At 68.3% G+C, this 26,027-nt stretch carries 26 protein-coding genes and 1 pseudogene; 11 read left to right on the top strand and 16 right to left on the bottom strand.

Features of this window, described 5'->3' with window-relative positions; genetic code table 11:
* Positions 1–4 precede the first annotated feature (4 nt).
* Positions 5–1,213 (bottom strand): dephospho-CoA kinase, encoded by a 1,209-nt coding sequence (coaE, locus tag BN976_RS24600; protein ID WP_011780555.1) that lies wholly within the window; start codon positions 1,211–1,213, stop codon positions 5–7.
* A 122-nt stretch (positions 1,214–1,335) separates the two neighbouring features.
* Between coaE and BN976_RS24595 the strand changes: the two genes are divergently transcribed.
* The gene (locus tag BN976_RS24595) at positions 1,336–2,034 is read left to right on the top strand and encodes a YciI family protein (protein ID WP_036374797.1); all 699 of its coding nucleotides are present in this window, start codon (positions 1,336–1,338) and stop codon (positions 2,032–2,034) included.
* A 6-nt stretch (positions 2,035–2,040) separates the two neighbouring features.
* Positions 2,041–3,261: an RNA polymerase sigma factor gene (locus BN976_RS24590; RefSeq protein ID WP_011780557.1), complete on the top strand. Its 1,221-nt coding sequence runs from the start codon at positions 2,041–2,043 to the stop codon at positions 3,259–3,261.
* A 58-nt stretch (positions 3,262–3,319) separates the two neighbouring features.
* Here BN976_RS24590 and rpsA read toward each other — a convergent pair whose 3' ends face one another.
* Positions 3,320–4,765 (bottom strand): 30S ribosomal protein S1, encoded by a 1,446-nt coding sequence (gene rpsA / locus BN976_RS24585; protein ID WP_011780558.1) that lies wholly within the window; start codon positions 4,763–4,765, stop codon positions 3,320–3,322.
* A gap of 151 nt (positions 4,766–4,916) precedes the next feature.
* On the opposite strand from rpsA, the gene BN976_RS24580 reads away from it, so the two are divergent.
* Positions 4,917–6,116: a PrsW family intramembrane metalloprotease gene (locus BN976_RS24580; RefSeq protein WP_011780559.1), complete on the top strand. Its 1,200-nt coding sequence runs from the start codon at positions 4,917–4,919 to the stop codon at positions 6,114–6,116.
* Here the strand turns inward: BN976_RS24580 and BN976_RS24575 are convergent.
* Genes BN976_RS24575 through BN976_RS24555 form a run of 5 tightly spaced genes read right to left on the bottom strand, consistent with a single transcriptional unit; the run spans position 6,106 to position 12,811 of the window.
* Positions 6,106–6,915, bottom strand: a complete 810-nt coding sequence (locus tag BN976_RS24575; protein WP_011780560.1) for an acyl-CoA thioesterase — start codon at positions 6,913–6,915, stop codon at positions 6,106–6,108. The two genes, BN976_RS24580 and BN976_RS24575, sit on opposite strands and share 11 nt — an antisense overlap.
* Positions 6,916–6,970: 55 nt before the next feature.
* Positions 6,971–8,479: a carotenoid oxygenase family protein gene (locus BN976_RS24570; RefSeq protein ID WP_011780561.1), complete on the bottom strand. Its 1,509-nt coding sequence runs from the start codon at positions 8,477–8,479 to the stop codon at positions 6,971–6,973.
* A gap of 17 nt (positions 8,480–8,496) precedes the next feature.
* Complete coding sequence (locus BN976_RS24565; RefSeq protein ID WP_011780562.1) at positions 8,497–9,126, bottom strand: TetR/AcrR family transcriptional regulator; 630 nt, start codon at positions 9,124–9,126, stop codon at positions 8,497–8,499.
* Between the two features lie 40 nt (positions 9,127–9,166).
* Positions 9,167–11,896, bottom strand: a complete 2,730-nt coding sequence (polA, locus tag BN976_RS24560; RefSeq protein WP_011780563.1) for a DNA polymerase I — start codon at positions 11,894–11,896, stop codon at positions 9,167–9,169.
* A 9-nt stretch (positions 11,897–11,905) separates the two neighbouring features.
* Positions 11,906–12,811 carry a LysR family transcriptional regulator gene (locus BN976_RS24555; RefSeq protein ID WP_036374795.1) on the bottom strand — a complete coding sequence of 302 codons (906 nt, stop codon included), beginning with the start codon at positions 12,809–12,811 and terminating at the stop codon, positions 11,906–11,908.
* A 70-nt stretch (positions 12,812–12,881) separates the two neighbouring features.
* Between BN976_RS24555 and BN976_RS24550 the strand changes: the two genes are divergently transcribed.
* Entirely contained in the window at positions 12,882–13,559 is a 678-nt protein-coding gene (locus BN976_RS24550; RefSeq protein ID WP_011780565.1) for an alpha/beta hydrolase, read from the top strand.
* Positions 13,560–13,569: 10 nt separating this feature from the next.
* Here the strand turns inward: BN976_RS24550 and BN976_RS24545 are convergent, their stop codons facing one another.
* Positions 13,570–13,917, bottom strand: coding sequence for a hypothetical protein (locus BN976_RS24545; protein WP_011780566.1), 348 nt, complete (start codon positions 13,915–13,917; stop codon positions 13,570–13,572).
* 155 nt (positions 13,918–14,072) lie between these two features.
* Between BN976_RS24545 and BN976_RS24540 the strand changes: the two genes are divergently transcribed.
* Complete coding sequence (locus tag BN976_RS24540) at positions 14,073–14,591, top strand: Zn-ribbon domain-containing OB-fold protein (RefSeq protein ID WP_011780567.1); 519 nt, start codon at positions 14,073–14,075, stop codon at positions 14,589–14,591.
* Positions 14,588–15,787: a lipid-transfer protein gene (locus BN976_RS24535; protein ID WP_036374793.1), complete on the top strand. Its 1,200-nt coding sequence runs from the start codon at positions 14,588–14,590 to the stop codon at positions 15,785–15,787. Before BN976_RS24540 ends, BN976_RS24535 begins: the two co-directional genes overlap by 4 nt.
* A gap of 50 nt (positions 15,788–15,837) precedes the next feature.
* Here the strand turns inward: BN976_RS24535 and BN976_RS24530 are convergent, their stop codons facing one another.
* Genes BN976_RS24530 through BN976_RS24510 form a run of 5 tightly spaced genes read right to left on the bottom strand, consistent with a single transcriptional unit; the run spans position 15,838 to position 19,809 of the window.
* Positions 15,838–16,392, bottom strand: a complete 555-nt coding sequence (locus tag BN976_RS24530) for a nuclear transport factor 2 family protein (RefSeq protein ID WP_011780569.1) — start codon at positions 16,390–16,392, stop codon at positions 15,838–15,840.
* A gap of 38 nt (positions 16,393–16,430) precedes the next feature.
* Positions 16,431–17,279: an LLM class F420-dependent oxidoreductase gene (locus tag BN976_RS24525; RefSeq protein ID WP_036374792.1), complete on the bottom strand. Its 849-nt coding sequence runs from the start codon at positions 17,277–17,279 to the stop codon at positions 16,431–16,433.
* A 51-nt stretch (positions 17,280–17,330) separates the two neighbouring features.
* Entirely contained in the window at positions 17,331–18,200 is an 870-nt protein-coding gene (locus BN976_RS24520) for a metal ABC transporter permease (protein WP_036374790.1), read from the bottom strand.
* A complete protein-coding gene (locus BN976_RS24515; RefSeq protein WP_011780572.1) occupies positions 18,197–18,928 on the bottom strand; it encodes a metal ABC transporter ATP-binding protein in 732 nt (243 codons plus the stop codon). Before BN976_RS24515 ends, BN976_RS24520 begins: the two co-directional genes overlap by 4 nt.
* Positions 18,925–19,809 carry a metal ABC transporter substrate-binding protein gene (locus tag BN976_RS24510; RefSeq protein ID WP_269156264.1) on the bottom strand — a complete coding sequence of 295 codons (885 nt, stop codon included), beginning with the start codon at positions 19,807–19,809 and terminating at the stop codon, positions 18,925–18,927. The genes BN976_RS24515 and BN976_RS24510 overlap by 4 nt, the downstream gene beginning before the upstream one ends.
* A gap of 170 nt (positions 19,810–19,979) precedes the next feature.
* Here BN976_RS24510 and BN976_RS24505 point away from each other — a divergent pair, with 170 nt between their 5' ends.
* Both BN976_RS24505 and BN976_RS24500 read left to right on the top strand, forming a co-directional pair.
* Positions 19,980–20,273 (top strand): ArsR/SmtB family transcription factor, encoded by a 294-nt coding sequence (locus BN976_RS24505; protein ID WP_036374784.1) that lies wholly within the window; start codon positions 19,980–19,982, stop codon positions 20,271–20,273.
* Positions 20,270–20,659 (top strand): VOC family protein, encoded by a 390-nt coding sequence (locus tag BN976_RS24500; RefSeq protein WP_036374778.1) that lies wholly within the window; start codon positions 20,270–20,272, stop codon positions 20,657–20,659. The genes BN976_RS24505 and BN976_RS24500 overlap by 4 nt, the downstream gene beginning before the upstream one ends.
* A 7-nt stretch (positions 20,660–20,666) precedes the next feature.
* Here the strand turns inward: BN976_RS24500 and BN976_RS24495 are convergent, their stop codons facing one another.
* Positions 20,667–22,664 carry a DUF7064 domain-containing protein gene (locus tag BN976_RS24495; RefSeq protein WP_036375005.1) on the bottom strand — a complete coding sequence of 666 codons (1,998 nt, stop codon included), beginning with the start codon at positions 22,662–22,664 and terminating at the stop codon, positions 20,667–20,669.
* Positions 22,665–22,802: 138 nt separating this feature from the next.
* Between BN976_RS24495 and BN976_RS24490 the strand changes: the two genes are divergently transcribed.
* Positions 22,803–23,792 (top strand): SDR family NAD(P)-dependent oxidoreductase, encoded by a 990-nt coding sequence (locus tag BN976_RS24490; RefSeq protein ID WP_036374775.1) that lies wholly within the window; start codon positions 22,803–22,805, stop codon positions 23,790–23,792.
* On the opposite strand, the gene BN976_RS24485 is transcribed toward BN976_RS24490, so the two are convergent.
* Positions 23,789–24,640: a peptidoglycan recognition protein family protein gene (locus BN976_RS24485; protein ID WP_011780578.1), complete on the bottom strand. Its 852-nt coding sequence runs from the start codon at positions 24,638–24,640 to the stop codon at positions 23,789–23,791. The genes BN976_RS24490 and BN976_RS24485 overlap by 4 nt on opposite strands.
* 97 nt (positions 24,641–24,737) lie before the next feature.
* Between BN976_RS24485 and BN976_RS24480 the strand changes: the two genes are divergently transcribed.
* Both BN976_RS24480 and BN976_RS24475 read left to right on the top strand, forming a co-directional pair.
* Positions 24,738–25,217, top strand: a complete 480-nt coding sequence (locus tag BN976_RS24480; protein ID WP_011780579.1) for an SRPBCC family protein — start codon at positions 24,738–24,740, stop codon at positions 25,215–25,217.
* A 91-nt stretch (positions 25,218–25,308) separates the two neighbouring features.
* Positions 25,309–25,704 carry a nuclear transport factor 2 family protein gene (locus BN976_RS24475; protein WP_011780580.1) on the top strand — a complete coding sequence of 132 codons (396 nt, stop codon included), beginning with the start codon at positions 25,309–25,311 and terminating at the stop codon, positions 25,702–25,704.
* A 58-nt stretch (positions 25,705–25,762) separates the two neighbouring features.
* On the opposite strand, the pseudogene BN976_RS24470 reads toward BN976_RS24475, so the two are convergent.
* Positions 25,763–26,027: pseudogene (locus tag BN976_RS24470) on the bottom strand (HNH endonuclease signature motif containing protein); the annotation flags it as partial.

Here is a 26,027-nt window from a genome sequence, read left to right as displayed (position 1 = left end):
GCGCCTACGGCCGCCAGCCTGTGGTGTCCGCCCACTCCCACGCCCTGCGGTAGGCATCGAGGAACCACGGCTCCTTGGCCTCGGCGTAAGCCCCCGTCATCGCATGCTCCTGCGCGGCGACCCTGCGTTTCACGTCGAGGTACTCGGCCCGGACGGCGGGGTTGGCGTTCAGCCAGGCCACGAACAGCAACGCGAACTGCTGGCCCGGCCGGCCGTCGACGCGGACGTGGACGTTGGTCGGGCGGCCCGGGTCGGCCGAGCAGTACAACCGCTTGAGCCACCCGTCGCCGCCCTCGTGGTCGAACTCGGCCACAGTGCTGCGCGGATCCGGCTTGCTGATGTCGGTGGTGACCGGCGTGCGCACGTATCCGGCCCCCAGCAGCGCGTCGGCGAGTCCGTCGGCGACTTCCAGGGACGCGACGGTCACCTGCACGTCGATCACGTCCTTGGCATCCAGGCCCGGCACCGCCGTCGATCCGATGTGGTCGATCCGCGAGGCCCGGTGGCCGCAGGCGGTCCGCAACCGGGCCAGGATCCGTTGCGCCTGGGCCGGCCACGACGGATCCGACGGAACCAGCCGGGCCTCGGACTTCGCGGGGGTGCCTGCTTCGAGGTTGCGCGCGAACGGCTGGATGCGCTCGTGCCACAGCGCCCGGGCCTTCTCGACGAGTTCACCGGCGCTTCCGGAATTGTCCAGCCAGACATCGGCCACCGCCCGGCGCTGCTCCTCGCCGGCCTGCGCGGCGATGCGGGCCCTGGCGTCCTCCTCGGTGAAGTGCCGGTACTCGATGAGTCGCTTGACCCGCACCTCCTCGTCGGCGTGCACGATGACGACCAACGGGAACATCGGCGCCATCTGCGATTCGACGAGCAACGGGATGTCTTCGACGATCACGGCCTCCTCGTCGGCGGCGTCGATCAGCTCGGAACGCCGGTGCGCGACAAGCGGATGCACGATCCCGTTGAGGGTGGCTCGCTTCTCCTCGTCGCTGAACGCGATGGCCGCCAGGGCGGGGCGGTTCAGCGCGCCGTCCGGCAACAGGATGGCCTCCCCGAACGCGTCGACGAGGCTGGCCAGACCCGGAGTCCCCGGTTCGACGACCTCACGGGCGATGACATCGCCATCGATGACGATGCCCCCCAGATCGCTGAACGTCGCGGACACCGTCGACTTGCCCGCCCCGATGCCTCCGGTCAAACCGATGCGTAACACCGCACCAGTGTGTCAGGCCGTGCACGGTGTCGATGCACGTGTCGGATTCGTGCGGCGCCGTTCGTCGGTCAGGTAGAGAGTGGAACACCAGGGTTCCACTCCAGGCTCCGGAGGACATCACCATGTACTACTTCGCACTGCTGCAGGTTCCCGAGCGTGACCTGACCCCCGAACAGCGTGAGTCCGAAATGCGTGCATACACCGATTTCCACGCTCTGGCGGCACGGGCCATCCTCGCCGGTGACGCGCTGGCGTCCGCGACGGAGGCGGTGCGCATCAGCGGCGGGCCGGACAACCCGATGGTCACCGACGGGCCCTTCGCCGAAGGCGCCGAGGTGGCAGGCGGGTTCTATGTCTTCGAGGCCGACAACCTCGACGACGCGCTCAAGCTCGCCGAGCAGATCCCCGCGGCCGGGTACGGCGCCGTGGAGGTCTGGCCGATGGTGCACTGGAACGCCCCCGACCGGCCGACCACCGGAAACGACTGGCTGGCACTGCTGCTGGAGCCGGCCGAGCAGGTCACGACGCCCTGCACCCCGGAGTGGGACGAGGGTGTGTGCCGGCATGCCGACTTCAACGCCGCGGCCGGCGAGCACGTGCTCGGCGGGGCTCCGCTGCACCCCCCGACGACCGCGACGACGGTCCGGGTGCGCGGGACCGAGGTGCTGATGACCGATGGGCCGTTCGCCGAGAGCGCCGAGGTGGCCAACGGCTTCTATCTGTTGCGCGCCGCCGACCGCGACGAAGCCGCGAAGGTGGCCGCGATGATTCCCGCGGGGGCGGTGCAGGTGCGCCGGCTCGCGGGTGTGGCAGGGCTTTAGCCGCGGATGCAGTCCCTGGACGGCGTCTTCCGGCGCGAATGGGGTCGCACGGTGGCCGCGATCGCACGTTGGTGCGGCGATCTCACCGTCGCCGAGGACGCCGTCCAGGAGGCCTGCGCCGACGCGCTGCGGTCCTGGCCGCGCGACGGGGTGCCCGAGGTGCCCGGCGCCTGGCTGGTGACGACGGCCCGCAACCGGGCACGCGACCGTCTGCGGCGCGAGTCGGCTCGCCCGGGGAAGGAGTTGGCAGCGGTGCTCGACGACATCATTGCCCGCACCGACGGACCCGAAGTGCCCCACCGGGTGCGCGACGACGAGCTGCGGATGATGTTCACCTGCGCGCACCCTGCGCTGGAGCGGCCGTCGCAGCTTGCGCTGACGCTGCGACTGGTGTCCGGGCTCACGGTCGCCGAGATCGCGCGGGCCCTGTTGCAGAGCGAAGCCGCGGTCGGGCAGCGAATCACCCGCGCCAAAGCCAAGATCCGGCACGCGAACATTCCGCTGCGGGTTCCGCCGGGCGAGTTGCTGGCCCAGCGCACACCACACGTGCTGGCCTGCATCTACTCGGTGTTCACCGAGGGCTACTGGTCCACCGCCGGCCCCTCGGCGATCCGCGATGAGCTGTGCGACGAGGCGGTGCGCCTCACCGGTGAACTGTGCGTGGCGATGCCCGAGGAACCCGAGGGGCATGCGCTGGCGGCCCTTGTGCTGCTGCATGATTCGCGTCGCGCCACCCGGACCGACGGACGTGGGACGCTGGTGCCGTTGGAGGAGCAGGACCGGCGGCGCTGGGATCGCGGCAAGATCGCCCGTGGCCTGGAGCAGTTACGCCGAGCCGGCGGGTCGCCCGGACCGTACCTGCCGCAGGCGGTGATCGCCGCCGTACACGCGACTGCTCCCTGCTGGGAGCAGACCGACTGGGTCACCATCTGCGCGGCCTACGACCGGCTGCTCGGTATCGCCGATTCGCCGGTGGTGCGGGCCAACCGCGCCATGGCCGTCGGATTCCGCGACGGCCCGGATGCCGGGCTGGCAGCGTTGGAGACGGTGGCCGACGATCCGCGGCTGGCGCGCTCTCCCCTGGTGGCCACGGTGCGCGCCGATCTGCTCCGGCGCGCGGGCCGTGACGACGAGGCCGTGGTGTCGTATCGACATGCCCTGGCCGCGAACGGGTCAATACCCGGGCGGGAGTTCCTGGCGCGCCGGATCGCCGAATGCGGCGGCTGACCGCCTGCACGACAAAGGCCCCGGCTCACCAGGAGCCGGGGCCTTTGATCGTCACGAATCAGGCGTTGCCCGCGAGCTTCTCGCGCAGAGCGGCGAGCTGCGCGTCGCTGGCGAGCGACCCGCCTGCCGACTCCTCGGAGCGCGCACCGTTCGACGACGAAGACGTCGGGCGGGCGGCCTCCTCGGCCTCGGCAGCAGCGAACTTCTCCATCTGCGCAGTGTGCATCTTGTGGCGGCGCTCGGCCTCGGCGTACCGCGCCTCCCACTCGTCACGCTGCTTCTCGAAGCCTTCGAGCCACTCGTTGGTGTCGGCGTCGAAGCCCTCGGGGAAGATGTAGTTGCCCTGGTCGTCGTAGCTGTCGGCCATGCCGTACTTCCAGGCCTCGAACTCCTCGGAGTAGTCCTCGTTGGCCTGCTTGAGGCTCAGCGAGATCCGGCGACGCTCCAGGTCGATGTCGATGACCTTGACCATCGCGTCGTCGCCGACCTGGACCACCTGGTCCGGAACCTCGACGTGGCGCTCGGAGAGCTCCGAGATGTGCACCAGGCCCTCGATGCCCTCCTCGACGCGGACGAACGCACCGAACGGCACCAGCTTGGTGACCTTGCCCGGCACGATCTGACCGATCGCGTGGGTACGCGCGAAGTGGCGCCACGGATCTTCCTGAGTTGCCTTGAGCGACAGCGAAACCCGCTCGCGGTCCATGTCGACGTCGAGCACCTCGACGGTGACCTCGTCGCCCACCTGGACGACCTCGGACGGGTGGTCGATGTGCTTCCAGGACAGCTCGGAGACGTGCACTAGGCCGTCGACGCCGCCGAGATCGACGAACGCGCCGAAGTTGACGATCGACGACACCACACCCTTGCGGATGGCGCCCTTGGTGAGCTGGTTGAGGAACTCGCTGCGCACCTCGGACTGGGTCTGCTCCAGCCAGGCGCGACGCGAGAGCACCACGTTGTTGCGGTTCTTGTCGAGCTCGATGATCTTGGCCTCGATCTCCTTGCCGATGTACGGCTGCAGATCGCGGACACGACGCATCTCGACCAGCGAGGCGGGCAGGAAGCCGCGCAGACCGATGTCGAGGATCAGGCCGCCCTTGACGACCTCGATGACGGTGCCCTTGACGGCCTCGTCCTTCTCCTTGAGCTCTTCGATGGTGCCCCAGGCACGCTCGTACTGAGCGCGCTTCTTGGACAGGATCAGGCGGCCTTCCTTGTCCTCCTTGGTGAGGACCAGAGCTTCGACCTCGTCGCCGACGGACACAACCTCATTGGGGTCGACGTCGTGCTTGATGGACAGCTCGCGGGAAGGGATGACGCCTTCAGTCTTGTAACCGATGTCGAGCAGGACTTCGTCACGGTCAACCTTGACGATGGTTCCCTCGACGATGTCGCCATCGTTGAAGTATTTGATGGTTTTGTCGATGGCGGCGAGAAAGTCCTCAGCCGAGCCGATGTCGTTGACGGCTACTTGCGGCGAGGTGACGGAGGGACTTGGCATGTGGTGGGTTGCTCCGGACAGGTTTAATCGTAGGGACAGAGTGTGTTTTGTTTTTGGCACCCGCGAACAGCGCACACAGGTACTCGACAAGGCTACTCGACTGGGTCCTTGCTGGACAAACCCGCCTCCCCGAACCGGCTAACCTGCTGTCGTGTCCTACGCCGGCGCCCCTGGGGGGCCTCACCGCTTTCCGCACTACGGCGCCCCGTTCGCGCGGCGTGTCCGCTCGGTCGGCGCACCGTTGGGCCTGATCATCGGGCTGGGCACCCTGGCGGGGCTGATCGTCATCCTGCTGACCCTGGCCAACCCGGTCGGCACAGCGATCGGGTTCGTGTTGTCCAGCGTCGCGATGACCCTGGTCGTGCTGGCCTATCTGTGGCTTGACCGCTGGGAACCGGAACCACCGCGGCTGCTGGTGTTCGCGTTCGTCTGGGGCACATCCGTCGCCGTGGTGATCTCCGCGATCCTGCAGATCTTCCTCGACGCCTGGCTCAATCCGGCGGTCGATCCAGCCGCCACCGGAATGAGTCCGTTCGCGCTGGTCGTCGGCGCGCCGGTGACCGAGGAGGCGGCCAAGGGGCTGTTCCTGCTACTGATGATGAACGGTGCGCGTCGCAACGAGATGAACTCACTGACCGACTGCCTGGTGTACGCGGGACTGGTCGGCGCGGGCTTCGCGTGGCTCGAGGACATCCTCTACATCGCCAACGGCGAATCGCTGGCCGATTCCCTGTTCACCGCGGTGCTGCGGCTGGTCATGGGCCCGTTCGCGCACTCGTTGTTCACCACGTTGTTCGCGCTGGGAGTCTGGTTCGCGTTGCACAGGCGCAGCGGGATCGCCAAGGCGGGCTGCATTCTGCTCGGGTATCTCGGCGCGGTCGTTCTGCACGCGATGTGGAACGGCTCCTCGCTACTGGGTGCGGGCGCCTACTTCGGCACCTATGTGTTCTGGATGATGCCGGTGTTCGGGCTGGCGATTGCGCTGGCGGTCGACAGCCGGCGCAGAGAACAGCGCGTCGTCGCCGAGAAGCTGCCCGGGATGGTCGCCGCGGGCGTCATCACCGCCAACGAGGCGACGTGGCTGGGCTCGCTGCGGACGCGCAGGCAGGCGGTGGCCGAGGCCACCCGGTTCGGCGGCAAGCCGGCCGGGGACTCCGTCAAACAGTTCGCGCAACGGGTCGTCGAGTTGGCGTTCGTGCGCGACCGCTTCGACCGCGGCTTCGGCGACCAGCGGCTGGCGGCCCTGCTCCACGAGGAGACGTTCGCGGTGTACGCCGCGAGGGCGGCGTCACCGGCGCTGCAGCGATTGGCCGGTTTCAGGACGTACGCGCCACCTGCGCCTAGGTCTTGAAGTAGACGACCTGGTGGGTGGTGACGAGCAGGTCACCCGAGCGGCTCCAGATCTCGGCCGAGTGGTCGAAATACCCGCGCGAGAAGCGATGCGCGCGGGCCCGGCACAGGACGAAATCCCCACCGGCTGACGCGAGTTCGTCTCCATCGGCGTGGAAGTAGGTGGTCAGCGAAATGGTGCCGGCGGGCGACGGCGCGCCTCGGCGCAGGAATACGCGGGGATAGAAGATGTCGCTGAGCGCGGTCAGAGACGGGAAATCCAGTGCGCGGCCCCGCCGGTCCCGCGCCCACAACGTGGTGGTCGACGAGCCTGCCGGGCCGTGACCGTCCCCGGGGATGCCGCCCTCGACGTACCGCATGTCGTAGTGGCCGGCCCACACCACCGTCCCGGGCAAGCCGGTCGGCGCGATGTCCTCAGGCTCCGGGACCGAAGGCCGCAACCGTTCGGTGTCCGACCAGGTGTCTCGGCGCAACCCGAACACCGCTGTGGCGTTGGTCCTGATCTCGCCGTCCTGCCACAACTCGATCAGCCAGTGCTGGTTCGTGCGGTTGGTGCGGACAGGCTTGGCCGCGATGTCGAATACACCGTCGAGTACGGGTGCGGCGAAGTTCACCGTCAGTGCGACGGGGTCACCGGTCCGGTCGGGCTGCAGTTGGACGGCGCGCAGCAGGGCGGCCGCGGTCACTCCGCCGAACGGGCCGACCATGTTCGCCCATTCGGGACTGGTGTGCCCGCGCAGCACACCCTTGGCTTCGGTGGATTCAAGTTCGATCGCATCGTCGAACGGGTGTCCGGGCACGCGCAGTCCTTTCACCCCCCCTATGTATACAACCCTACATAACGGCCGGAGCGGGTCAGCGGGCGACCCGCGAGGTGAATGTGCCGTGATAGCTCATCGGGACATGGAACGGCAGCCACGCTTCGGCGACGGGGCCGTCGGCGATTCCGGCGGCGTCGAACACCATGAGCCGGCTGCGGTGGTGGCTTTCCTGGTAGCCGACGGTGATCACCCAGCCGTCGTCTTCGGCGTCGCCGCCGGGCCTCGGCACGAAAGTCGGCTCCACAAGCACGTTTCCGGGCGGACAGAACACCTGGCCGGCTCCACTGCGGTGGTCGATGCGGGCGATCCCCTGGCCCTGGAACCGCACCGGGTCCTGCACCGCGACGTAGGAGTAGTCGTGCCGCCTGGTGGAACGCCGGGGATCGATCTGCGGGAACTCGCAACCGAAATCGGCGAGCGGTTCGCGCGTGACCCGACCGGACGATCCGATGCGGAACCGGGTCAGCACCACGGCATCCGATGGGTCCGCGCCGCCGACCTGGGCGCTGCCGGACCGGACATGCGCGGTGTAGTTCTTCACGCCCTCGTACGTGTGCGGTGCGAACCTCGGCAGCTCCACCACGACGTCGTCGCCGTCGTCGTAGGCATTCGTGAAGTGCCAGTGGTAGAAGGCGTCGGTCTCGACGGTCCGCACCGGTCCGCCGCTACGCGGCGCCAACAGGAAGTACGTCGGTGTGTCGGTCAGGAAGCGCATGGAGTCCCAGAAGGACGCGTGACCGGTGAGTGCCCACGGATTGATCCGCATCGGCGAGACGACGAAGATCGCGTAGCGCCGGGTCAGCGCCATGTCGTGCACGATGCCCATCCCCGGCAGCGGGACCGCGCGCAGATAGCGGGTGACGCCGTCGGTGTCGGTTTCGTAGAGCCGCAAGCGAACTCGGGGTACGGCTTCGCCGACGAGGTCCCGCAGCCTTCTGCGTCGTTCCGCACCGCTCACCCCGCGCAGCGCCCACCGCAGGTCGATCCGGGGAAAGTACGGGTCGAAACCGAAGTTGACCTTGGCGCCGGTTTCGGGGTCGAGCGTGTAGTGCGCCGAGTACGCCCCCACCGGGCCCCTCAACGCACCGCCGAGGTCGCTCATCCCGTAGGTGTCGAGGCTGTCGGGATCGAGCTCGTGCGGCCGGCCGCCCTCCCAAAGGGCCAGTAGCCGATCGTTGTTCATCATCACGCTGGTATTGGCGGTGTTCACCGGCAGGCGAAGCGCATTGGCCCGGATGCCGCCCGGCCGCTGCGCGCTGAAGCCGCGGCCGATGGGCCGTCCGGCCCGTGTCGACTGGACGAAATGCCTGGTGCGGACGAACCTGTTGCGGAACCGGACGCCGGCTCCGTTCAGCACGAAGGCGCTCACCATTCCGTCGGCGTCGTAGATGCTCTCCACCGGCGACGAACCGATGTTCCAGCGCCCGGACCCGTTGCGGTACAGCGTGCCGGTCAGCCCCTCGGGCAGAGTTCCGGTGATCTCCTCGACCGGGATGTCGAATTCACCGTCGATGTCGTCCCAGTACCGGGTGCCCGCGACCATAAAAGACAGTGTGTCTTTTATGGTCGGCGGATGTCAATGGCCTTGATGTCGTCGTCGACGAACGGCAGCGCCGCACCGCCGTCCCAGCACAGCGCGGTGAGGTGCTCGACGAGCTCGGCACGCGTCATTGTGCCTGTGCGACACCACCATTCGGCCGCCGACACCGCCGATCCCACGATGGCACGCGACCACGGCGCAGAAGCCGGCGCGCGGGCATCGGCGGCGAAGGCGGCCGTCAACATGAACTCGACAGCCGCGGCGAGTTGCTCGAACACCCCGGTGGCCGGATCGCTGTTGAGGGCGCGGTGCACGTCCGGCTCGGCGGCGATCCATCCGCAGACGACGTCGAAGAACAGCGCCATCCGCTGCCGGAGGTCGGACGAGCCTTCCGCCCGCCGGGTGATGTCGGCCAGCAGCCGCTGAGCGGTGCGCTCGCTGAGGGCCGCGAGCAGCGCGTCACGGTTGGGGTACATCGCGTACACCGCCGACCGGACGAAGCCCGCCTCGGCCGCGACGTCGCCGAGACCGACGTCGGGCCCGTTGGCACGGATGGCGCGTTCGGCAGCGTCCAGCAGCAGGGCACGGCGTTCACCGGGGTCGACCCGCGACCCGGTGGGCCTGCCTCGGCGGCGTTTCTCGGCCTCCACAGCGTTGCAGCCTACGAGAGTCCGCTAGTGGGCCCGCCCACTAATGAGCGGCACTGTCCCAGCTGCGGCCGTATCCGACCGAGACCTCGAGCGGCACATCCAGCCGATAGGCGCTGCCCATGTGCTCGCGGACCAGGGCATCGAGCGCGTCGCGTTCGCCGTCGGCAACCTCGAAGAGCAGCTCGTCGTGCACCTGGAGCAGCATGCGAGACGACAGCCCCGCCTCCTTGATGGCCTGGTCGACGTTGATCATCGCGACCTTGATGATGTCGGCGGCACTGCCCTGGATCGGCGCGTTGAGCGCGGCACGTTCGGCAGCCTCCCGCACCTGCCGGTTGCTGCTGTCGAGCTCGGGCAGGTAACGCCGGCGACCGAACACCGTCGACGTGTATCCGTCCTTGCGGGCCTGGTCGACCACGTCGCGCAGATAGTCGCGCACCCCGCCGAACCGGGCGAAGTACTGCTCCATCTGCTCCTTGGCCTCCTCGGTGGAGATCTTGAGCTGCTGGGAGAGCCCGTAGGCGCTCAACCCGTACGCCAGTCCGTACGACATGGCTTTCACCCGACGCCGCAGCTCGGGGGTGACCTCGTCGAGCGGCACCGAGAACGCCCGGGATGCGACGAACGAGTGCAGGTCCTCCCCCGTGTTGAACGCTTCGATCAGGCCTGCGTCCTTCGAGAGATGCGCCATGATCCGCATCTCGATCTGGCTGTAGTCGGCGGTCATCAAATCGGCGTAGCCCTCGCCCACCACAAATCCGTCGCGGATGCGCCGCCCGGCCTCGGTGCGGATCGGGATGTTCTGCAGGTTCGGCTCGGTCGAGGACAGCCGGCCGGTCGCCGCGATCGTCTGGTTGAACGTGGTATGAATTCGCCCATCTGCGGCAACCGAATTCAGCAGCCCGTCGACGGTGACCTTCAGCCGGGTGGCGTCCCGATGGGCGAGCAGATGCTGCAGGAACGGGTGCCCGGTCTTGTCGAACAGCGATTGCAGTGCGTCGGCGTCGGTGGTGTAGCCGGTCTTGGTGCGCTTGGTCTTGGGCATCTCCAGCTCGTCGAACAACACGACCTGCAGCTGCTTCGGTGAACCGAGGTTGATCTGTTTGCCGATCACCGCGTAGGCCGCCTCGGCTGCGTCGCGGATCTGGCCGGCAAACTCGCTCTGCAGCTCCGAGAGCATCGCGAGGTCGACCGCGATGCCCACGGTTTCCAGCTGGGCCAGCACCCGCTGCACCGGCAGTTCCATGCTGCCCAGCAGCGCCGAGGAGTCGATGCGGGCCAGTTCCTCGTCGAGGGCGTCGGCGAGGTCCACGACAGCGCCGGCCCGCAACAGCAAGGTCTGCACCGCCTGGTCGTCGACGGCGTCGCTGTCATCGAGCAACGAAAGCTGTTGCTGTTCGGGGTTATCGGCGCGTAGTTCGCGTTTCAGGTAGCGCAGCGACAGGTCATCGAGCGCGAAGCTGCGTTGACCGGGCCGCACCAGGTAGGCGGCCAGCGCGGTGTCGGAGGTGACCCCGGCCAGCGTCCAGCCCCGGCCCTGCAGGTCGTGCATCGCGAGCTTGGCCTCGTGCAGCGCCTTCGGCGCATCGGGATCGGCAAGCCAGGATGCCAGCGCCTTCTCGTCCTCGGGGTCCAGCCGGGTGGTGTCGATGTAGCGTCCGTCGCCGTCGGAGGCGACGAGCGCGACCGCGGTGGCGTCGCTGTCGAACGCCAGGTGGTTGCCGACGACGGCGACCCCGAACCGCTGACCGTTGCTGTGCTCGGCCAGCCAGGCGGCCAGTGTGCCCGCCTCCAGCGCCTCGCCGCGCACTTCGAAACCCTCTTCCACCTCGGGGTCGGCGGAGGCCAGCGTGTCGAACAGCCGGTCGCGCAGTACCCGGAACTCGAGGTCGTCGAAGAGCCGGTGGATCTGGTCGCGGTCCCACGGCTGCATCCGCAGCGTGTCCGGGGTGTGCGCCAACGGCACGTCTTTGACCAGGTCGGTGAGCTCACGGTTGAGCACGACGCTGGACAGGTGGGCACGCAGCGCGTCGCCGACCTTGCCCTTGACCTTGTCGACGTTGTCCACCAGCGACTGCAGTGAGCCGTACTCGGCGATCCACTTGGTCGCGGTCTTCTCCCCCACGCCCGGGATGCCGGGCAGGTTGTCGCTGGGGTCGCCGCGCAGCGCCGCGAAGTCGGGGTACTGCGCCGGTGTGAGCCCGTACTTCTCCTGCACCGCCTCCGGGGTGAACCGGGTCAACTCGCTGACCCCCTTGCGGGGATAGAGGACGGTGACGTCGTCGCTGACCAGCTGCAGCGAATCGCGGTCGCCGGTCACCACCAGCACGCGGTGTCCTTCGTTCTCGGCCTGCGTGGCGAGTGTCGCGATGATGTCGTCGGCCTCGAAACCGGGCTCGGCCAGCACCGTGATCCCCAGCGCGCCGAGCACCTCCTTGGTGATGTCGATCTGGCCGCGGAATTCGTCGGGCGTCGCCGAACGGCCCTCCTTGTACTCCGGGTATTTGTCCTTGCGGAACGTCTGGCGGGACACGTCGAACGCGGCCGCGATGTGGGTGGGCTGCTCGTCGCGCAGCAGGTTGATCAGCATCGCGGTGAAGCCGTACACCGCGTTGGTGGTCAGCCCGCTCTTGGTTTTGAAGTTCTCTGCCGGCAGTGCGTAGAACGCGCGAAAGGCCAGTGAGTTGCCGTCCAGAAGCATCAGCGTCGGCTTCTCGCTGGTGTCCGGTTTACCGGCTTTCGTCTCCGACGCAGTCTTGGCAGGGCTCACGCGTTCACTCTAGGCACCCGGTATGACAGCCGGTGTGCCCGTCGCCGCAATCATCGCGCGGGCGCGCGCGTTGAGCAGCCGCGCCGCCGGGCCGCTGATGTCGGTGCGCCACGCCCACACCAGCCTGCCGCGTAGTTCCGGGCTCAGCCGCAGTGGGTGCAGGCCGGCACTGCCGCGCGCCATGGACCGGGGCAGGATCGCCACGCCGAGGCCGTGGCGCGCGAGGTCCGCAAGCTCGAGCGGGCTGGTGGCCTCGAACGCGATCCGCGGTCGCAGTCCGGCGGCCGCGCAGGCGTCGTCGAGCCGCGACCGCAGCCCCGTCCCCGCCGGAAGCGAGATCACCGGGTACTCGCAGAGTTGCTTGAGCGACAGGGACTTCCGCCGGGCGAGCCGGTGCTGGGCGGTCACCGCCGCCTCCAAGGCCTCGTCGGTGATCACCTCGTACTCCAGCCCGGCCGGATCCTCGTCGGCGCCGATCGACACGATGGCCGCATCGAGTCGGCCGTCCTCCAGTTTGGCCAGCAGGACGTCGGAGGTGTCGGTGCCCAGCGTGATCTCGACGCCGGGATGCTCGGCGTGGAAGTTCGCCATCAGGCGCGCCACGTCCACCGGGTGCAGGGTGACGGTCCCGATCGCGACGGCTCCGCGCACCAGGTTCGCGACATCGTCGACCGCGGCCTGCGCATCGCGCACGGCCGCGAGCGCCGCCCTCGCATGGGGCAGCAGCGCGGCGCCGGCCGGCGTCACCCGCACACCCCGGTGCGAGCGGGTCAGCAGCGGCTGCCCCACCTGACGCTCGAGCCGGCGGATCTGAGCGCTGACGGCCGGCTGGGCCACCCGCTCCCGCTGTGCCGCCTTGGTGAAACTGCGTTCCTCGACGACGGCGACCAGATATTCGAGCTGACGAAGCTCCATAAGCGTTGATTATGGACCCTAGATCAGTCATGTATTGGACTTATGTCCCGGACCGGGCCAGTGTTGACTCATGAGCAGCTACGTCCTGATTCCCGGAATGTGCCACGGCGCATGGTGTTTCGACGAGGTCGCCGCATCACTTCGGTCGGCGGGCCACCACGTGCTGGCGCTCACGTTGACCGGCGTGGGGGAACGGTCACACCTGATGCCGGGCGGGGTCAACCTCGACACCCACATCGTCGACGTGCTCGCCGCGATCGACAACGATGCCGCCACGGGCGCCGACCTGATCCTCGTCGGGCACAGCTACGGGGGCATGGTGATCACCGGTGTCGCCGACCGGATCCCGGACCGGGTGGACTCGCTGGTGTTCCTCGACGCGGTGGTCCCCCGCGACGGCGAGGCGTGCTGGGACCTGGTGAACGACGAGGAACGCCAGTGGTACGTCAAGGTCGACGACAGCGGGTTCGGCGTCCCACCGATGCCGTTCTTCGACGACCGCGCCACCTCGCACCCGCTGGCCACCGTCCTGCAACCGCTACGGCTGCGCGGCGACCTGAACGGCTTCCGGCGGCGCATCTTCGTCTACGCGCTGGACTGGCCCGGGGAGTCGCCGCTGCGGCCGTCCTACGACAGGGTGCGTGACGACCCCACCTGGATCTGTCACGAACTCGACGGCAGGCACAATCTGATGCGCGACAGACCCGCCGACCTGCTGCGAATCCTGTTGTCAGCCAGTCAGAGTTGACCGGGTCGGCTCAGTAGCCGAGGAGCTTGCGGAACCGCTGACCGACGGCCATCGACCGACCCATCCGCTGCACCCATCCGTCGAGCGCGGCCTTGGCGTCCGTCGGGCTCCAGCCCCGTTCGGCTGCGATGGCGATCATCCCGGCCTCGTCGGTGACGCCGCGGGACTGCGCGATCCGGGCAAGGTCGGCGTAGTCCTGCAGCGAGATGCCGTTGATGGGCGCCCAGATCGGGTCGTCGGCTGCCACCGAACGGGTGGACGGACCGCCCAATACGGCGGGGTCGATCGGCCCTGCACCCCGGACGTGCACCATCTCGGGCTGCTCGGCGGCTTCGCGCACTTTCTTGAAGAATCCCATCGCTGCTCTCCGCTCTCCCGGGCCCTGACGTGATGCCGGGGCCGCTGCTCGCGAACGAGTGCACACCGTCACGACCCCTACCGATCCCAAGTCGCCCATCGACTCAAACTGGAACACGTTTCAGTTTTCCGCCGCGACTGGGTACGCTGACCCGCGTGTCAGCTTCCACGCAGCCTGCGATTGATGGGTGGTTCGCCACCGACGGCCGAGCCGTCGATTCAGGCCCCGACGGCCGAGCCGTCGATTCAGCCACCGATGGCCGAGCCGTCGATTCAGCCACCGATGGGTCGGGGGATCCGTATCTGATCGGTGGTAAGTGTCATGAGTGTGGGACGTTTGTGTTCCCGCCGCGGGCCAACAACTGCCCCAATCCCGGCTGTGGCGGTGACGAGCTGGCCCAGGTGCCGCTGTCGCGGCGCGGCACGTTGTGGAGCTACACCGAAAACCGCTACGCCCCACCCCCGCCGTATCCGTCCCCGGACCCGTTCGAACCGTTCGCCGTCGCCGCCGTCGAGCTGGCCGACGAAGGCCTGATCGTGCTCGGCAAGGTCGTCGAGGGCACCCTGGCCGCCGACCTGACCATCGGCATGCAGATGGAACTGACCACCATGCCGCTCTACATCGACGACGACGGCACCGAACGCATCGTCTACGCCTGGAGGATCGCCCAATGAGCCCCGAACCGGTCTACATCCTGGGCGCGGGCATGCACCCGTGGGGCAAATGGGGACGCGACTTCACCGAATACGGTGTGGTGGCCGCCCGGGCCGCCCTGGCCGAAGCCGGCCTGCACTGGCGCCAGATCCAACTCGTCGCCGGCGCCGACACCATCCGCAACGGCTACCCCGGCTTCGTCGCCGGCGCCACCTTCGCCCAGAAACTGGGCTGGAACGGCATCCCGATCACCTCCAGCTACGCCGCCTGCGCCTCCGGCTCCCAAGCCCTCCAAAGCGCACGCGCCCACATCCTGGCCGGACTGTGCGACGTCGCCCTGGTCATCGGCGCCGACACCACCCCCAAAGGGTTCTTCGCCCCCGTCGGCGGCGAACGCCGCAACGACCCCGACTGGCAACGCTTCCACCTGATCGGGGCCACCAACACCGTCTACTTCGCCCTGCTGGCCCGCCGACGCATGGACCTCTACGGCGCCACCGTCGACGACTTCGCCGCCGTCAAAGTCAAAAACGCCCGCCACGGCCTACACAACCCCAACGCCCGCTACCGCAAAGAAGCCACCCTCGACGACGTCGCCGCCTCCCCCGTCGTCTCCGACCCGCTACGGCTGCTCGACATCTGCGCCACCTCCGACGGCGCGGCCGCACTCATCGTCGCCTCCAAAGCCTTCACCGAAAAACACCTCGGTTCGGTCAACGGCGTCCCCAGCGTGCGCGCGATCAGCCTGCAATCCCCGCAATACCCGCAACACCTGCCCGAACTACCCGACATCGCCACCGACTCCACCGCCGTGGTCCCCGCCCCCGAGCGGGTGTTCAAAGACCAGATCCTCGACGCCGCCTACACCGAAGCCGGCATCAGCCCCCAAGACCTCTCCCTGGCCGAGGTCTACGACCTGTCCACCGCACTGGAACTCGACTGGTACGAACACCTCGGCCTGTGCGCCAAAGGCGAAGCCGAACACCTGCTACGCAGCGGCGCCACCACCCTCGGCGGCACCATCCCGGTCAACCCCTCCGGCGGACTGGCCAGCTTCGGCGAAGCCATCCCCGCCCAAGCCATCGCCCAAGTCTGCGAACTCACCTGGCAACTCAAAGGCCAAGCCACCGGACGCCAAGTCGAGGGCGCCACCGTCGGCATCACCGCCAACCAAGGCCTCTTCGGCCACGGCTCCTCCGTCATCATCGCCCGCTAACCCCCCACCCCCGACGCGAGCCACGGGCGGCCAACGCCTGCTCCGGCCGGTCACTCCGCCTGTCCGGCGACACCCGCGGTGAGCAGTTGCTGAGCTTCGGGGTTCCCGAGGAGGCGACTCCTGCGGGCGACGATCTGCCACCGGTCGTCGATGCGGCGCAACCGGAAATGGTTGGCCGCCGCGCGCCAGACGACGTACCCGGGCGCGGGCAGATCGTGTGCTGTCGCACCGCTTTCACGTTCGGGATACCCGTCCGCCGCCCGCAGCACGACCAGGGACACGCACCCTGCCACCGCGTCGTCGCCGTCGACGGTGACCACGGCAGGACCGAGGAAGTGGCAACAGCCGTTGGCCACCAACCGGCGGTGGCCATCCGAACCCACCATCGCAGCGATGTCCTCGCGGCCCGACATCAGCCAGCCCTCGACGTCGTAGGTGCCGTCGGCACTCCACAGCGCGGCGGCCCCTTCCGCGTCCGCTGCGTCCACAGATGGGCCGTAACTGGCGATCAGGCGCGCGATGTCACGCTCGTCTTCGATGTGCCGCAACCGCTTCTCCAGCTGCGCCAGTCTGGCTTCGAGACCCTCGTGGTCAGTGGACATCATCGCTTCCCTTCATCGGATCTTCCGTCCGCGACAGCGCTTCACAGCTCGTCGACGAGATCGCGCAGCGAGGCGAGTTGGTCGCAGTAGTGCTCGGCCGAAGACGCACTCAGCGAGCATGTCACGGCTGTGGCGCCGACATCCCGCAATGCGCGCAGCCGGTTCAGGCATTCGTCGCGTGCCCGCGGATCGAGCGGACCCACCGCGAGCACGATGTCAAAATCGTCGGGAATATCCACTGCGGCAAGCATTTCCGCGATCCGGGCGGGCGTCAGCCCGAATGGCATCCATCCGTCGGCGAGTCCGACCGCACGACGCAACGAGCGCGCGGTGCGCCCTCCCACCCAGATGGGCACCCGTGGCTGCACGGCGTGCGGCTCGACCATCATCGCCTGGTATCGGTGGAACTCGCCGTGATAGGAGGGCGCGGATACCGACAGCGACGACCGCAGCGCGCGGATGGCGTCGTCGGCCCTGACACCACGGTCCTCCCACGGCGCGCTCAGCATCTCGAATTCCGCGCGCAACGAGCCGACGCCGACGCCGAGAACCAGCCGCCCGCCGCTGACCCGGTCGAGGGTGCCGTACCGCTTGGCGATCTCCAGTGGATGGTGATAGCCGAGAACCAGAACCGAGGTGGCCAGCCGAATCCTGGACGTCCGGGCGGCCAGGAACCCGAGCGTGGCCAGCGGATCCCAATACACGGCGCCACGGAGGCCTGCTTCATCGACAGGCACTGCGACGTGCTCGGAGCACGTCAGATAGTCGAATCCGAGGCTGTCGGCCACTTCGGCGATGCGGGCGACGTCCTCGATGTCAGCGCCGCCCTCCCAAGGACTGGCCATCGCCGGCGTTTGCACAACGACAGGCGTCGACAATCCGATCAGCACCTTCCCGTTATAGCCGCGGCCGGTTCTCGTGGGCCGGTCGGGGTCTCCGCTTCAGTTGCCGGCGCTCTTCGCGTGTGTCTTCTTCTGAATCCACGCGGTGACGAGCCCGTGACGGGGACTCAACAGGTATACGAGAGTGAAGATCACGCCGTTGGCGAGCACGATCATCGGTCCCGACGCGGTATCGGCGTAGTAGCTGACGTAGATCCCGACGAGCCCGGCGAACGCTGCGGTGGCGGGCGCGATCAGCAGCATCCGCTGGAATCGATCGGTCAACAGATACGCGGTGGCGCCGGGGGTGATCAGCAGGGCGACGACGAGGACGACGCCGACGGCCTGCAGGGCGACGACCGCCGTCAGGGCGAGCAGTCCGAGCAGGGTGGCGCCGAGGAATCGCGGGTTGAGCCCGATCGCGTGGGCGTGGGTGGCATCGAAGGCGTAGAGCGTGAAGTCGCGGCGTTTGAAGACGAGCACGGCCAGGACGACCGCGCCGAGCACGACGACCTGCGTCAGGTCCGCGCGGGACACCCCGAGCAGGTTGCCGAAGATGATGTGGTTGAGGTCGACCTGACTGGGGGTGACCGAAATCAGTACCAGGCCAAGGGCGAACAGCGTGGTGAAGACGACGCCGATCGCGGCGTCCTCCTTGATTCGGCTGGTGCCGCGCACGATTCCGATGAGAGCGACGGCGGCGAATCCGAAGATGACCGCGCCGAGCGCGAACGGGGCGCCGACGATGTAGGCCAACACCACTCCCGGCAGCACCGCGTGTGAGACGGCGTCGCCCATCAGAGACCAGCCGATCAGGACCAGCCAGCAGGACAGGGTGGCGCACACGACCGAGGCGACCAGTGTGGCGGCGGTGGCCCGAACCATGAAGTCCAGCCGCATCGGCTCGATGAGGAACTCCAGGACGCTCATGATTCGCCCGCGACGTCGAAGCCGAAGGCGCGGGCGAGGTTCTGCGGCTGCAGCACCGTCGCGGGCCGGTCGTGCATGAGCACGGTGCGCATCAGCAGGATCGCTTCGTCGGCCAGATCGGGCAGCGCGTGCAGATCGTGCGTGGCGATCAGGATGGTCGCGCCGGCGGCCGCGAGGTCGCGCAGCACCCGGCTGATGGTCGCTTCGCTGCGCTTGTCGACGCCGGCGAAGGGTTCGTCGAGCAGCAACAGGTCGGCGCCCTGGGTGATGCAGCGCGCGAGGAATGCGCGTTTGCGCTGACCTCCCGAGAGCTGCCCGATCTGCCGGTGCTGGTAGCCGTCGAGTTCCACCCGGCTCAGGGCGGTGTCGACGGCCTCGTGGTCGCTCTTGCGGGCGCGCCGGGCCGGGCCCATGTGGCCGTAGCGGCCGGTGAGCACCACGTCGCGCACCGACAGCGGGAACGTCCAGTCGATGTCCTCGCTCTGCGGCAGGTAGCCGACATGGCCGGCTCTGCGCGCCTGTGCCGGGGTGCCCCCGTTGATGAGGACGCGTCCGGTGTCGGGGCGCACGAGCCCGATGATCGTCTTGAACAGGGTCGACTTTCCGGAGCCGTTCATGCCGACCAGCCCGCACACCCTGCCCGCCTGCAGCGAGAGCGTCGCCCGGTCCAGGGCCAGTACCGGGCCGTAGTGCACGGTGACCGAATCCACCAGCAATGCGGCGGTCACGATTTCGGGTTGCCGGTCAGGGCAGCCGTGATCGTTTCTGCGTCGTGTCGGATCAGCTCCAGATATGTCGGCACCGGACCGTGGGCCTCGGAGAGCGAGTCGACGAACAGCACCCCGCCGAAGCGGGCCCCGGTGGCTTCGACGACCCGTTGCATCGGCGCATCCGACACCGTCGATTCGCAGAACACCGCGGGCACGTCGTTGGCGTCGACGAACTCGATGGTCGAGGCGATCTGTTGTGGGGTGGCCTGCTGCTCGGCGTTGACCGGCCAGATGTACTTCTCGGTCAGGCCGGTGTCGCGCGCGAGGTAGGAGAAGGCCCCTTCACAGGTCACCAAAGCGCGCTGGGCGGCGGGCACGGCGTCGAGTCGGGCGAGAAGATCGTCATGGATCTGCTGGAGCTCCCTGCGGTATTCGGCGGCGTTCGCCGCGTAATCGGCGGCATTGCCGGGATCCAGCTCACTGAACGCGGTAGCCATGTTGTCGGCGTAGATCTGCACGTTCAGCGGTGACATCCACGCATGCGGATTGGGCAGTCCCGCATACGCATCCGCGCTGATGTCGAGCGGGACGATCCCGTCGCTGACCATGACGTGCGGCACGTCGATCCCGTCGACGAACCGGGCGAACCAGGCTTCCAGGTTGAGCCCGTTGTCCAGGATGAGATCCGCCTGCGCGGCCTTCCTGATGTCGCCCGGCGTGGGCTCGTAACCGTGGATTTCGGCTCCGGGCTTGGTGATCGACTCGACGACCAAGTGCTCGCCTGCCACATTCGCCGCGATATCGGCCAGCACGGTGAAGGTGGTCAGCACAACCGGCCGGTCCGCTTCGCCGCGTTCGGCGGACGCGCACGCCCCCACCACTGCTGCGATGCCCGCCACCGCCAGCACCTGCCGGACCCGCCGTACGCCTCGCCTCACCCGTGAGCCCCCTGTCACAAATTTCGCCGTCGCCAGTCTAAAAGTTTGGGTGACCGAAAACTATAGGACATGCGCGTTCCAGCAGCCGCGTCATTGACAGGCAAGTGGCCACTTGCCTATCGTCGGGTCGTGTGGGTGACGTCTTCAAGGCCTTGGCCGACCCCACCCGTCGCACAATCCTCGATGAGCTGACCGACCGGGACGGGCAGACGCTCTTCGAGATCTGTGCGCGCCTGACGACCAAGCACGGGATCACCGCGTCTCGCCAGTCGACGTCGCAGCACCTGGACGTGCTGGAGTCGGCAGGCCTGATCGAGACCCGCCGCGAAGGTCGGTACAAGTTCCACCACATCAACACCGCCCCACTCGCCGAGATCGGCGAGCGATGGCTCAAGGGAACCGGTTCCGAGGGAGGATCGACATGAGAATCAGCTACGCCAGCATGCTCGTCGACGATCAGGAGAAGGCGCTGCAGTTCTACACCCGGATTCTGGGGTTTCAGGTCAAACACGATGTGCCGATGGGTGATGTCCGCTGGCTCACCGTGGTGTCCCCGGAAGACCCGGACGGGACCGAACTCACTCTGGAACCCGACGGCCACCCCGCGGTCAAACCGTTCAAGGACGCCCTTGTCGCCGACGGGATTCCCTTCACCGCCTTCGTGGTCGACGACGTTCGGGCGGAGTACGAGCGGCTCGCGGCGCTGGGTGTGCGCTTCACGCAGCAACCCACCGACATGGGCCCGGTGACCACGGCTGTGCTCGACGACACGTGCGGCAACCTGGTTCAGCTACAGAGCGCCACCGGGTGAGACCCCGTCAATCCTGGCTGCGGTTCCACTCGATCCAGCCCACTCCGGTGCGACCGTCGGCGGTGGTGACCTCTCCCCACGCCCGGGGGAAACGGCTGTGCCGGCCGTCCGGCGACGTGAGCAACACCGGTGCGTGACCGCGGACGTCGATGGTGGCGGTGATGTCTCCCGGCGCGTAGTCGACCAGCGCCGAAATGGGTAGGCCGTTGTCGGCGAACGTCGTACGCGCACTGACCTTGGCAAGCTCGACGAGAGGTTCGCCGTCCCGCTGGACATAGCCCACCGCCAACGGTGGCATGCCCGGGATCAGAATCTCCACTCCGTGGATGTGCGTGCCGTCGTCGAGGTGCAACGCGCTCCACATCCAGTCCATGCTCCACCAGTCGCGTGCCGCCCACGAATGGTCGCGTTGACCGGGAACACCGGCGATTGCGTACGTCCGGCCGTCGGCGACCACGGTCCCCGTTACCGTGCAAGGGATTTCGTATCGCGGTGACATCCGGTACTGGTACGGCCGCCCGACGGTGCTCCAGGTGAGGTCCATCGACACGTCGACGGGCCGACCGGCCTCCCCACGCAGCAGCGCCGCGGGGTCGTCATGAGCCTCTCCCCGACCCCGCAGCACCACCCGATAGCTGCTCAGAGGCTCCAATACCTCGAGGTCGAGCTCGATGCCGTCCGCGGCGACGTGCGTGTGGTCCTCGGGAAGCGGGGCCTCGAAGTCGAGCACAGCGATGGTGGGGCCGCCCGGAGCGCACCACAGGCCGTTGATCCACGCATGGTCCTGGTTCGGGATGAGGCCGAGCCTGATCCAGCCGCCGAGCTGCTGTCCCGGATCCGCGAAGTCGAAGTACCAACTCTCGCTCCACAGCGCTTCATCGGTCGGTGAGTGACGGCCCTCGTCATCGGCGTTGGGCTGCAACGGTTCCGGCGTGCCCGGCTCGGGAAGGACGGCCAGTGCGCCGGTATCGATGACGTGCTGGCAGTGCCGGGCGATCATCGCCATGAACATCTCGTCCCCGCGCTCGGTCCGCTCGACGAGCATCGGCGACACGATGGACATCAGCACGCCGAAGAAGCTCTGGCGCCGCACCCCCTCGCGGACCTCGTCGATGCTCACACCGGCTGTCGGGCCGAGCGCGCCGTGGTAGGCGGCGAGCAGCGCGTCGTAGTGTTCACGGCGCTGCTCGACGGGCAGCGCGCAGCCGAGGAAGTACGCGACGTCGCTGAATGCCGGGCCCCATGTGACGGTCTGCCAGTCGACCACGGTCAGCGGGCGATGGGCCCCGTCCTGGCCGAAGAGCATGTTGTCCAGCCGGTAGTCACCGTGGACCAGACCACGCGGGGTGTCGGCGTCGTTCTCTGCGGCCATATAGGCGTCGAACGACTCGACGAACCGTTCGCACACGTTGCGATGCTCGGGCGCGATCTGTTCGCGGTAACGGTCGATATACCCGGCATAGAGCGCGCTGATCAGGCCCTGGTTCACCGGCGATTCCCGGTTGAGCCAGTCGGCGCCCGCCAGGGCCTCGTCGTTGAGCAGCGGGCCGTGCACGAGACCGATCTGGGTCACCGCCAGCATCGCCTCTTCGACTGTGGCGCCGCGTATTTCATCGCCCACCAGCGCCGGCGCGGCGTCGGCGAGCAGCAGGTCGAAGGCGCCGGTGTCGGGGTCGTAGGCACCGTGATGGCAGGGCGCGACCGGGCCGCCGAGGCCCGGCGCGATGTCGGTGTAGAAACGGACCTCACGCTCGTAGAGGCCCATGGCGAGGCCCGTCTGGCGGCTGCTCGGATCGGCCGCGGCGACTTTGAGCACCACCGTGGCCGGGCCTGCCCCGTCGTCGGCGTAGCTCAGCGCGACGCGGTAGCACTCGCTCATCTGCCCGGTGCCGATCCGGTCGACGGTGAACTCGGTGACGGTGCCCTGTCCGATCACGGCGGTCAGCCATTCGGCGGTCAGGTCGGAGGGGCGTTCGATCAGCCGTGGACGCAACGATGAGTGCACCCGGCCAACGTATAGCAGCGCCGGCGGCCCGGCGGGCACATCGGCGGAATTACTTGACGGATGTCAACTAGCGGGTGCGCGGCCGTACCCGAACCGCGAGACGGTAGCGTCCGTGGCGGCGCCAATCGGAGGGGGCACATGAAGGTACTGGTCACCGGCGGCACCGGTTTCGTCGGTGCATGGACCGCGAAGGCAGCCCAGCAGGCCGGACACCAGGTCCGGTTCCTGGTCAGGAACCCCGACCGGCTCACCACCAGCGCCGAGAAGATCGGCGTCGACATCAGCGACCACGCCGTCGGCGACATCGCCGACGCCGCGGCCACCGCGGCGGCACTCGATGGCTGCGACGCCGTTATTCATTGTGCGGCAATGGTTTCCACCGACCCCAGCCGCGCCGACGAGATGTTGCACACCAATCTCGAAGGCGCCCGCAACGTCCTCGGTGAGGCCGCGCGGGTCGGCATCGACCCGATAGTGCACGTCTCGAGCTTCACCGCGCTGTTCCGCCCCGACCTCGACGTGCTGCACGCCGACCTGCCCGTGGTGGGCGGCAGCGACGGCTACGGACGGTCCAAGGCCGCGGTCGAGGCTTACGCGCGCGGTCTGCAGGACGGGGGCGCGCCGGTCAACATCACCTATCCCGGAATGGTGCTCGGACCTCCCGCCGGTGACCAGTTCGGGGAGGCCGCCGAAGGCGTCGAGGCGTCCGTGAAGATGCGCGGAGTGCCCGGGCGCAGCGCGGCCTGGATCGTCATCGACGTCCGTGATCTCGCGGACCTGCATGTGGCGCTGCTCGAACCCGGACGGGGACCGCGCCGCTATATGGCTGGCGGACAACGTGTCCCGGTCGACATGCTGGCTTCGATGATCGGCACCGCGGCCGGCCGGTCGCTGGCCGTCTACCCGGTGCCCGACGTCGCGCTGCGCAGCGCGGGCAGGCTGCTCGACGTGGTGGGCCCCTTCCTGCCGTTCGAGACGCCGATCAACTCTGCGGCGATGCAGTACTACACCCAGATGCCCGAATCCGACGACACCCCAAGCCGGCGCGACCTCGGCATCACCCAGCGCGACCCCGCCGAAACCATCGCCGACACGGTCGAGGGCCTGCGGCGGGTCGGCCGACTCTAACCGTCGACGAGGCGCAACCTCAGCGCGGCAGCGGTGGCCGGGCCGACGACGCCGTCGACCTTCAGACCGGGCGTCCGACGCTGGAATTCCCTGACCGCCGACTCGGTTTCGGGCCCGAATACGCCGTCGATCTCGAGCCCGCCGGCGTATGAGGCGTACGCGTACCTGAGTCGCCGCTGGAGCTCGGCGACCTGCGGGCCGCGCACCCCGCGGTACAGCAGCACGTCGGCGTACTCGCCCACCGGGACCGGTGGGCGTGGGGTTCCCCCGCCGGCGACCGCGCCGATCCGCTCGCCGACATCCCGGCGCAACTGATCCATGTCGATCGCGCCCGGATCCCATTTGCCTTGTGCGCGACCGGCATACTCCTTGTGACCGATGGTCCGGCCCGCCGGTTGACCGAGGTGCCGGTTGATCGCCGCGCAACTGCCGACCAGGGCGAAGTACTGCGCGTCGGGCCAGTTGCGCCGGTGCGGTGCGGTCGGGCTCGTGCCTGAGTTGGCGCACTCGATGCCGATCGTGTGCCAGTTCCCCATGTTGGCGGGCAGCCACGGGTACATGCCCACACCGGCGTGCCATGCCACGCCGGCGGCGACCACCGTCACGGTGCCGTCACGGGCGATGTGCAGCTGCGACAGCGGACCCGCCAGATCGGGCCGACCGAACGCGATCGACGCCGCGGTCGCGGAGTTCGAGCCGGTGTGGTGCACCATCACACCCCGGATGTCCTTGAAGTCGCCGTGTCCCCGTTGCCGCCAGCCCGGGAATTCGACGACATCGAGCCCTTCGGCACGCAGGACGTCGGCCAGCCAGACCGGGTCTCCACGCCAGCCGGGGACCTGCGGCATGCGACGTCACCTCCGTCGGATCGCGGGACTGTCCCTACTCCCACGCTAGGACCTCTGCGCGGCGTTTGCCTGCGCGCGACGGGGGTAGCCGGTTCGGGTGGCATCAGAACCTGAGGAGATCACCAGCTCGCCGTTGGTCCGGCGGGAGACCTCGGCCTCGCGGCAGCAGGTGTGGGCCGTGATCGCCGACGGCTGGACCTACTCCCAATGGGTTGTCGGGAACAGCCGGATGCGCGCCGTGGACCCGAACTGGCCGCAGCCCGGCAGCACGCTCCATCATTCGATCGGTGTCTGGCCGGCCGTCATCAACGACAGCACCGTCGTGGAGTCCTGCACGCCGGAGGAAGAGCTGGTGCTGATCGCCAACGGCCGGCCGTTCGGCAAGGCGCGGATCACGCTGCGACTGCACGACCTCGACGGCGGCGGCTGCGTCATCGAGATGGCCGAGGTGCCGGTGTCCCCGCCGCTGAGCTGGCTGCCCAGATCCGCTGCATTGGCTGCCGTCTTCCCGCGCAACCGGGAGACCACCTGGCGGCTGGCCGCGATGGCCGAGCGTCGCACGTCCGAAGACACCTAGCCCGACCCCCGGTGGTCGTCGTGGTACGGGGCGATACCGTCATGGCACCCGGGTGGGCGATCTGCCGGCCCTGTAACAGACGAGGTGTGCGATGCATCCATTCCGGCAGGCGGTCGAGGCACGTGACGAGGCCGCCATGGAGGCGCTGCTGGCCGACGACGTCGTCTTCACCAGCCCGGTGGCGTTCAAGCCGTACCCCGGCAAGCCGATCACCGCCGCCATCCTGCGGGGTGTGATGCGGGTGTTCGAGGACTTCCGCTACGTGCGCGAGATCGCGGACAGCAACGGCCGCGACCACGCCCTGGTGTTCGAGGCCACCGTCGCGGGCAAGAAGGTCACCGGCTGCGACTTCCTCCACGTGAATGACGACGGGCTGATCGACGACTTCATGGTCATGGTGCGACCGCTGTCGGGAGCCACCGTGTTGGCCGACGCCATGGGCGCCCAGTTCGAGCGCATCCAGCGGGAAGCCATCGAACGCAGCTGAGAGCCTAAACACCAGCCGCCACCCTGACGACGCGGATGCACCTGCCCGGCAACGGAAGTCACGGTCCTTGGTCGTCTTCGGGGAGTAGGTGGCGTTCGGGGTGGTGGTAGTCGTTGGTGCGGTGTTGGCCTGTGTCGAGGTCCGGTGGCGGGAGCCATTCGGTCTGATTCTTGCCGTTTTTGCGGGTGCGCCAGCCGGTGTTGTCGAGCATGCGGTGATCGCACGGGCATGCCAGGGTCAGGTCGTCGATGTTGGTCAGTCCGCCGTCGACGAAATCGGCGCTGGCGTGGTGGGCCTGGCACCAGTACCCGGGTGCGGTGCAG

It is taken from the genome of Mycolicibacterium austroafricanum (assembly GCF_000612725.1).
Classification (GTDB): Bacteria; Actinomycetota; Actinomycetes; order Mycobacteriales; family Mycobacteriaceae; genus Mycobacterium; species Mycobacterium austroafricanum.
This window is presented reverse-complemented; position numbering and strand designations above follow the sequence as displayed.

Bases quoted from the DNA above. Each gene is read 5' to 3' on its own strand.
- BN976_RS24595 (WP_036374797.1), top strand. From the start codon at position 1,336: ATGTACTACTTCGCACTGCTGCAGGTTCCCGAGCGTGACCTGACCCCC.
- BN976_RS24490 (WP_036374775.1), top strand. From the start codon at position 22,803: ATGAAGGTACTGGTCACCGGCGGCACCGGTTTCGTCGGTGCATGGACC.
- BN976_RS24475 (WP_011780580.1), top strand. From the start codon at position 25,309: ATGCATCCATTCCGGCAGGCGGTCGAGGCACGTGACGAGGCCGCCATG.
- BN976_RS24545 (WP_011780566.1), bottom strand. From the start codon at position 13,917: ATGGGATTCTTCAAGAAAGTGCGCGAAGCCGCCGAGCAGCCCGAGATG.
- rpsA (WP_011780558.1), bottom strand. From the start codon at position 4,765: ATGCCAAGTCCCTCCGTCACCTCGCCGCAAGTAGCCGTCAACGACATC.
- BN976_RS24590 (WP_011780557.1), top strand. From the start codon at position 2,041: ATGCAGTCCCTGGACGGCGTCTTCCGGCGCGAATGGGGTCGCACGGTG.
- BN976_RS24500 (WP_036374778.1), top strand. From the start codon at position 20,270: ATGAGAATCAGCTACGCCAGCATGCTCGTCGACGATCAGGAGAAGGCG.
- BN976_RS24485 (WP_011780578.1), bottom strand. From the start codon at position 24,640: ATGCCGCAGGTCCCCGGCTGGCGTGGAGACCCGGTCTGGCTGGCCGAC.
- BN976_RS24550 (WP_011780565.1), top strand. From the start codon at position 12,882: ATGAGCAGCTACGTCCTGATTCCCGGAATGTGCCACGGCGCATGGTGT.
- BN976_RS24570 (WP_011780561.1), bottom strand. From the start codon at position 8,479: ATGGTCGCGGGCACCCGGTACTGGGACGACATCGACGGTGAATTCGAC.
- BN976_RS24555 (WP_036374795.1), bottom strand. From the start codon at position 12,811: ATGGAGCTTCGTCAGCTCGAATATCTGGTCGCCGTCGTCGAGGAACGC.
- BN976_RS24520 (WP_036374790.1), bottom strand. From the start codon at position 18,200: ATGAGCGTCCTGGAGTTCCTCATCGAGCCGATGCGGCTGGACTTCATG.
- BN976_RS24535 (WP_036374793.1), top strand. From the start codon at position 14,588: ATGAGCCCCGAACCGGTCTACATCCTGGGCGCGGGCATGCACCCGTGG.
- BN976_RS24530 (WP_011780569.1), bottom strand. From the start codon at position 16,392: ATGATGTCCACTGACCACGAGGGTCTCGAAGCCAGACTGGCGCAGCTG.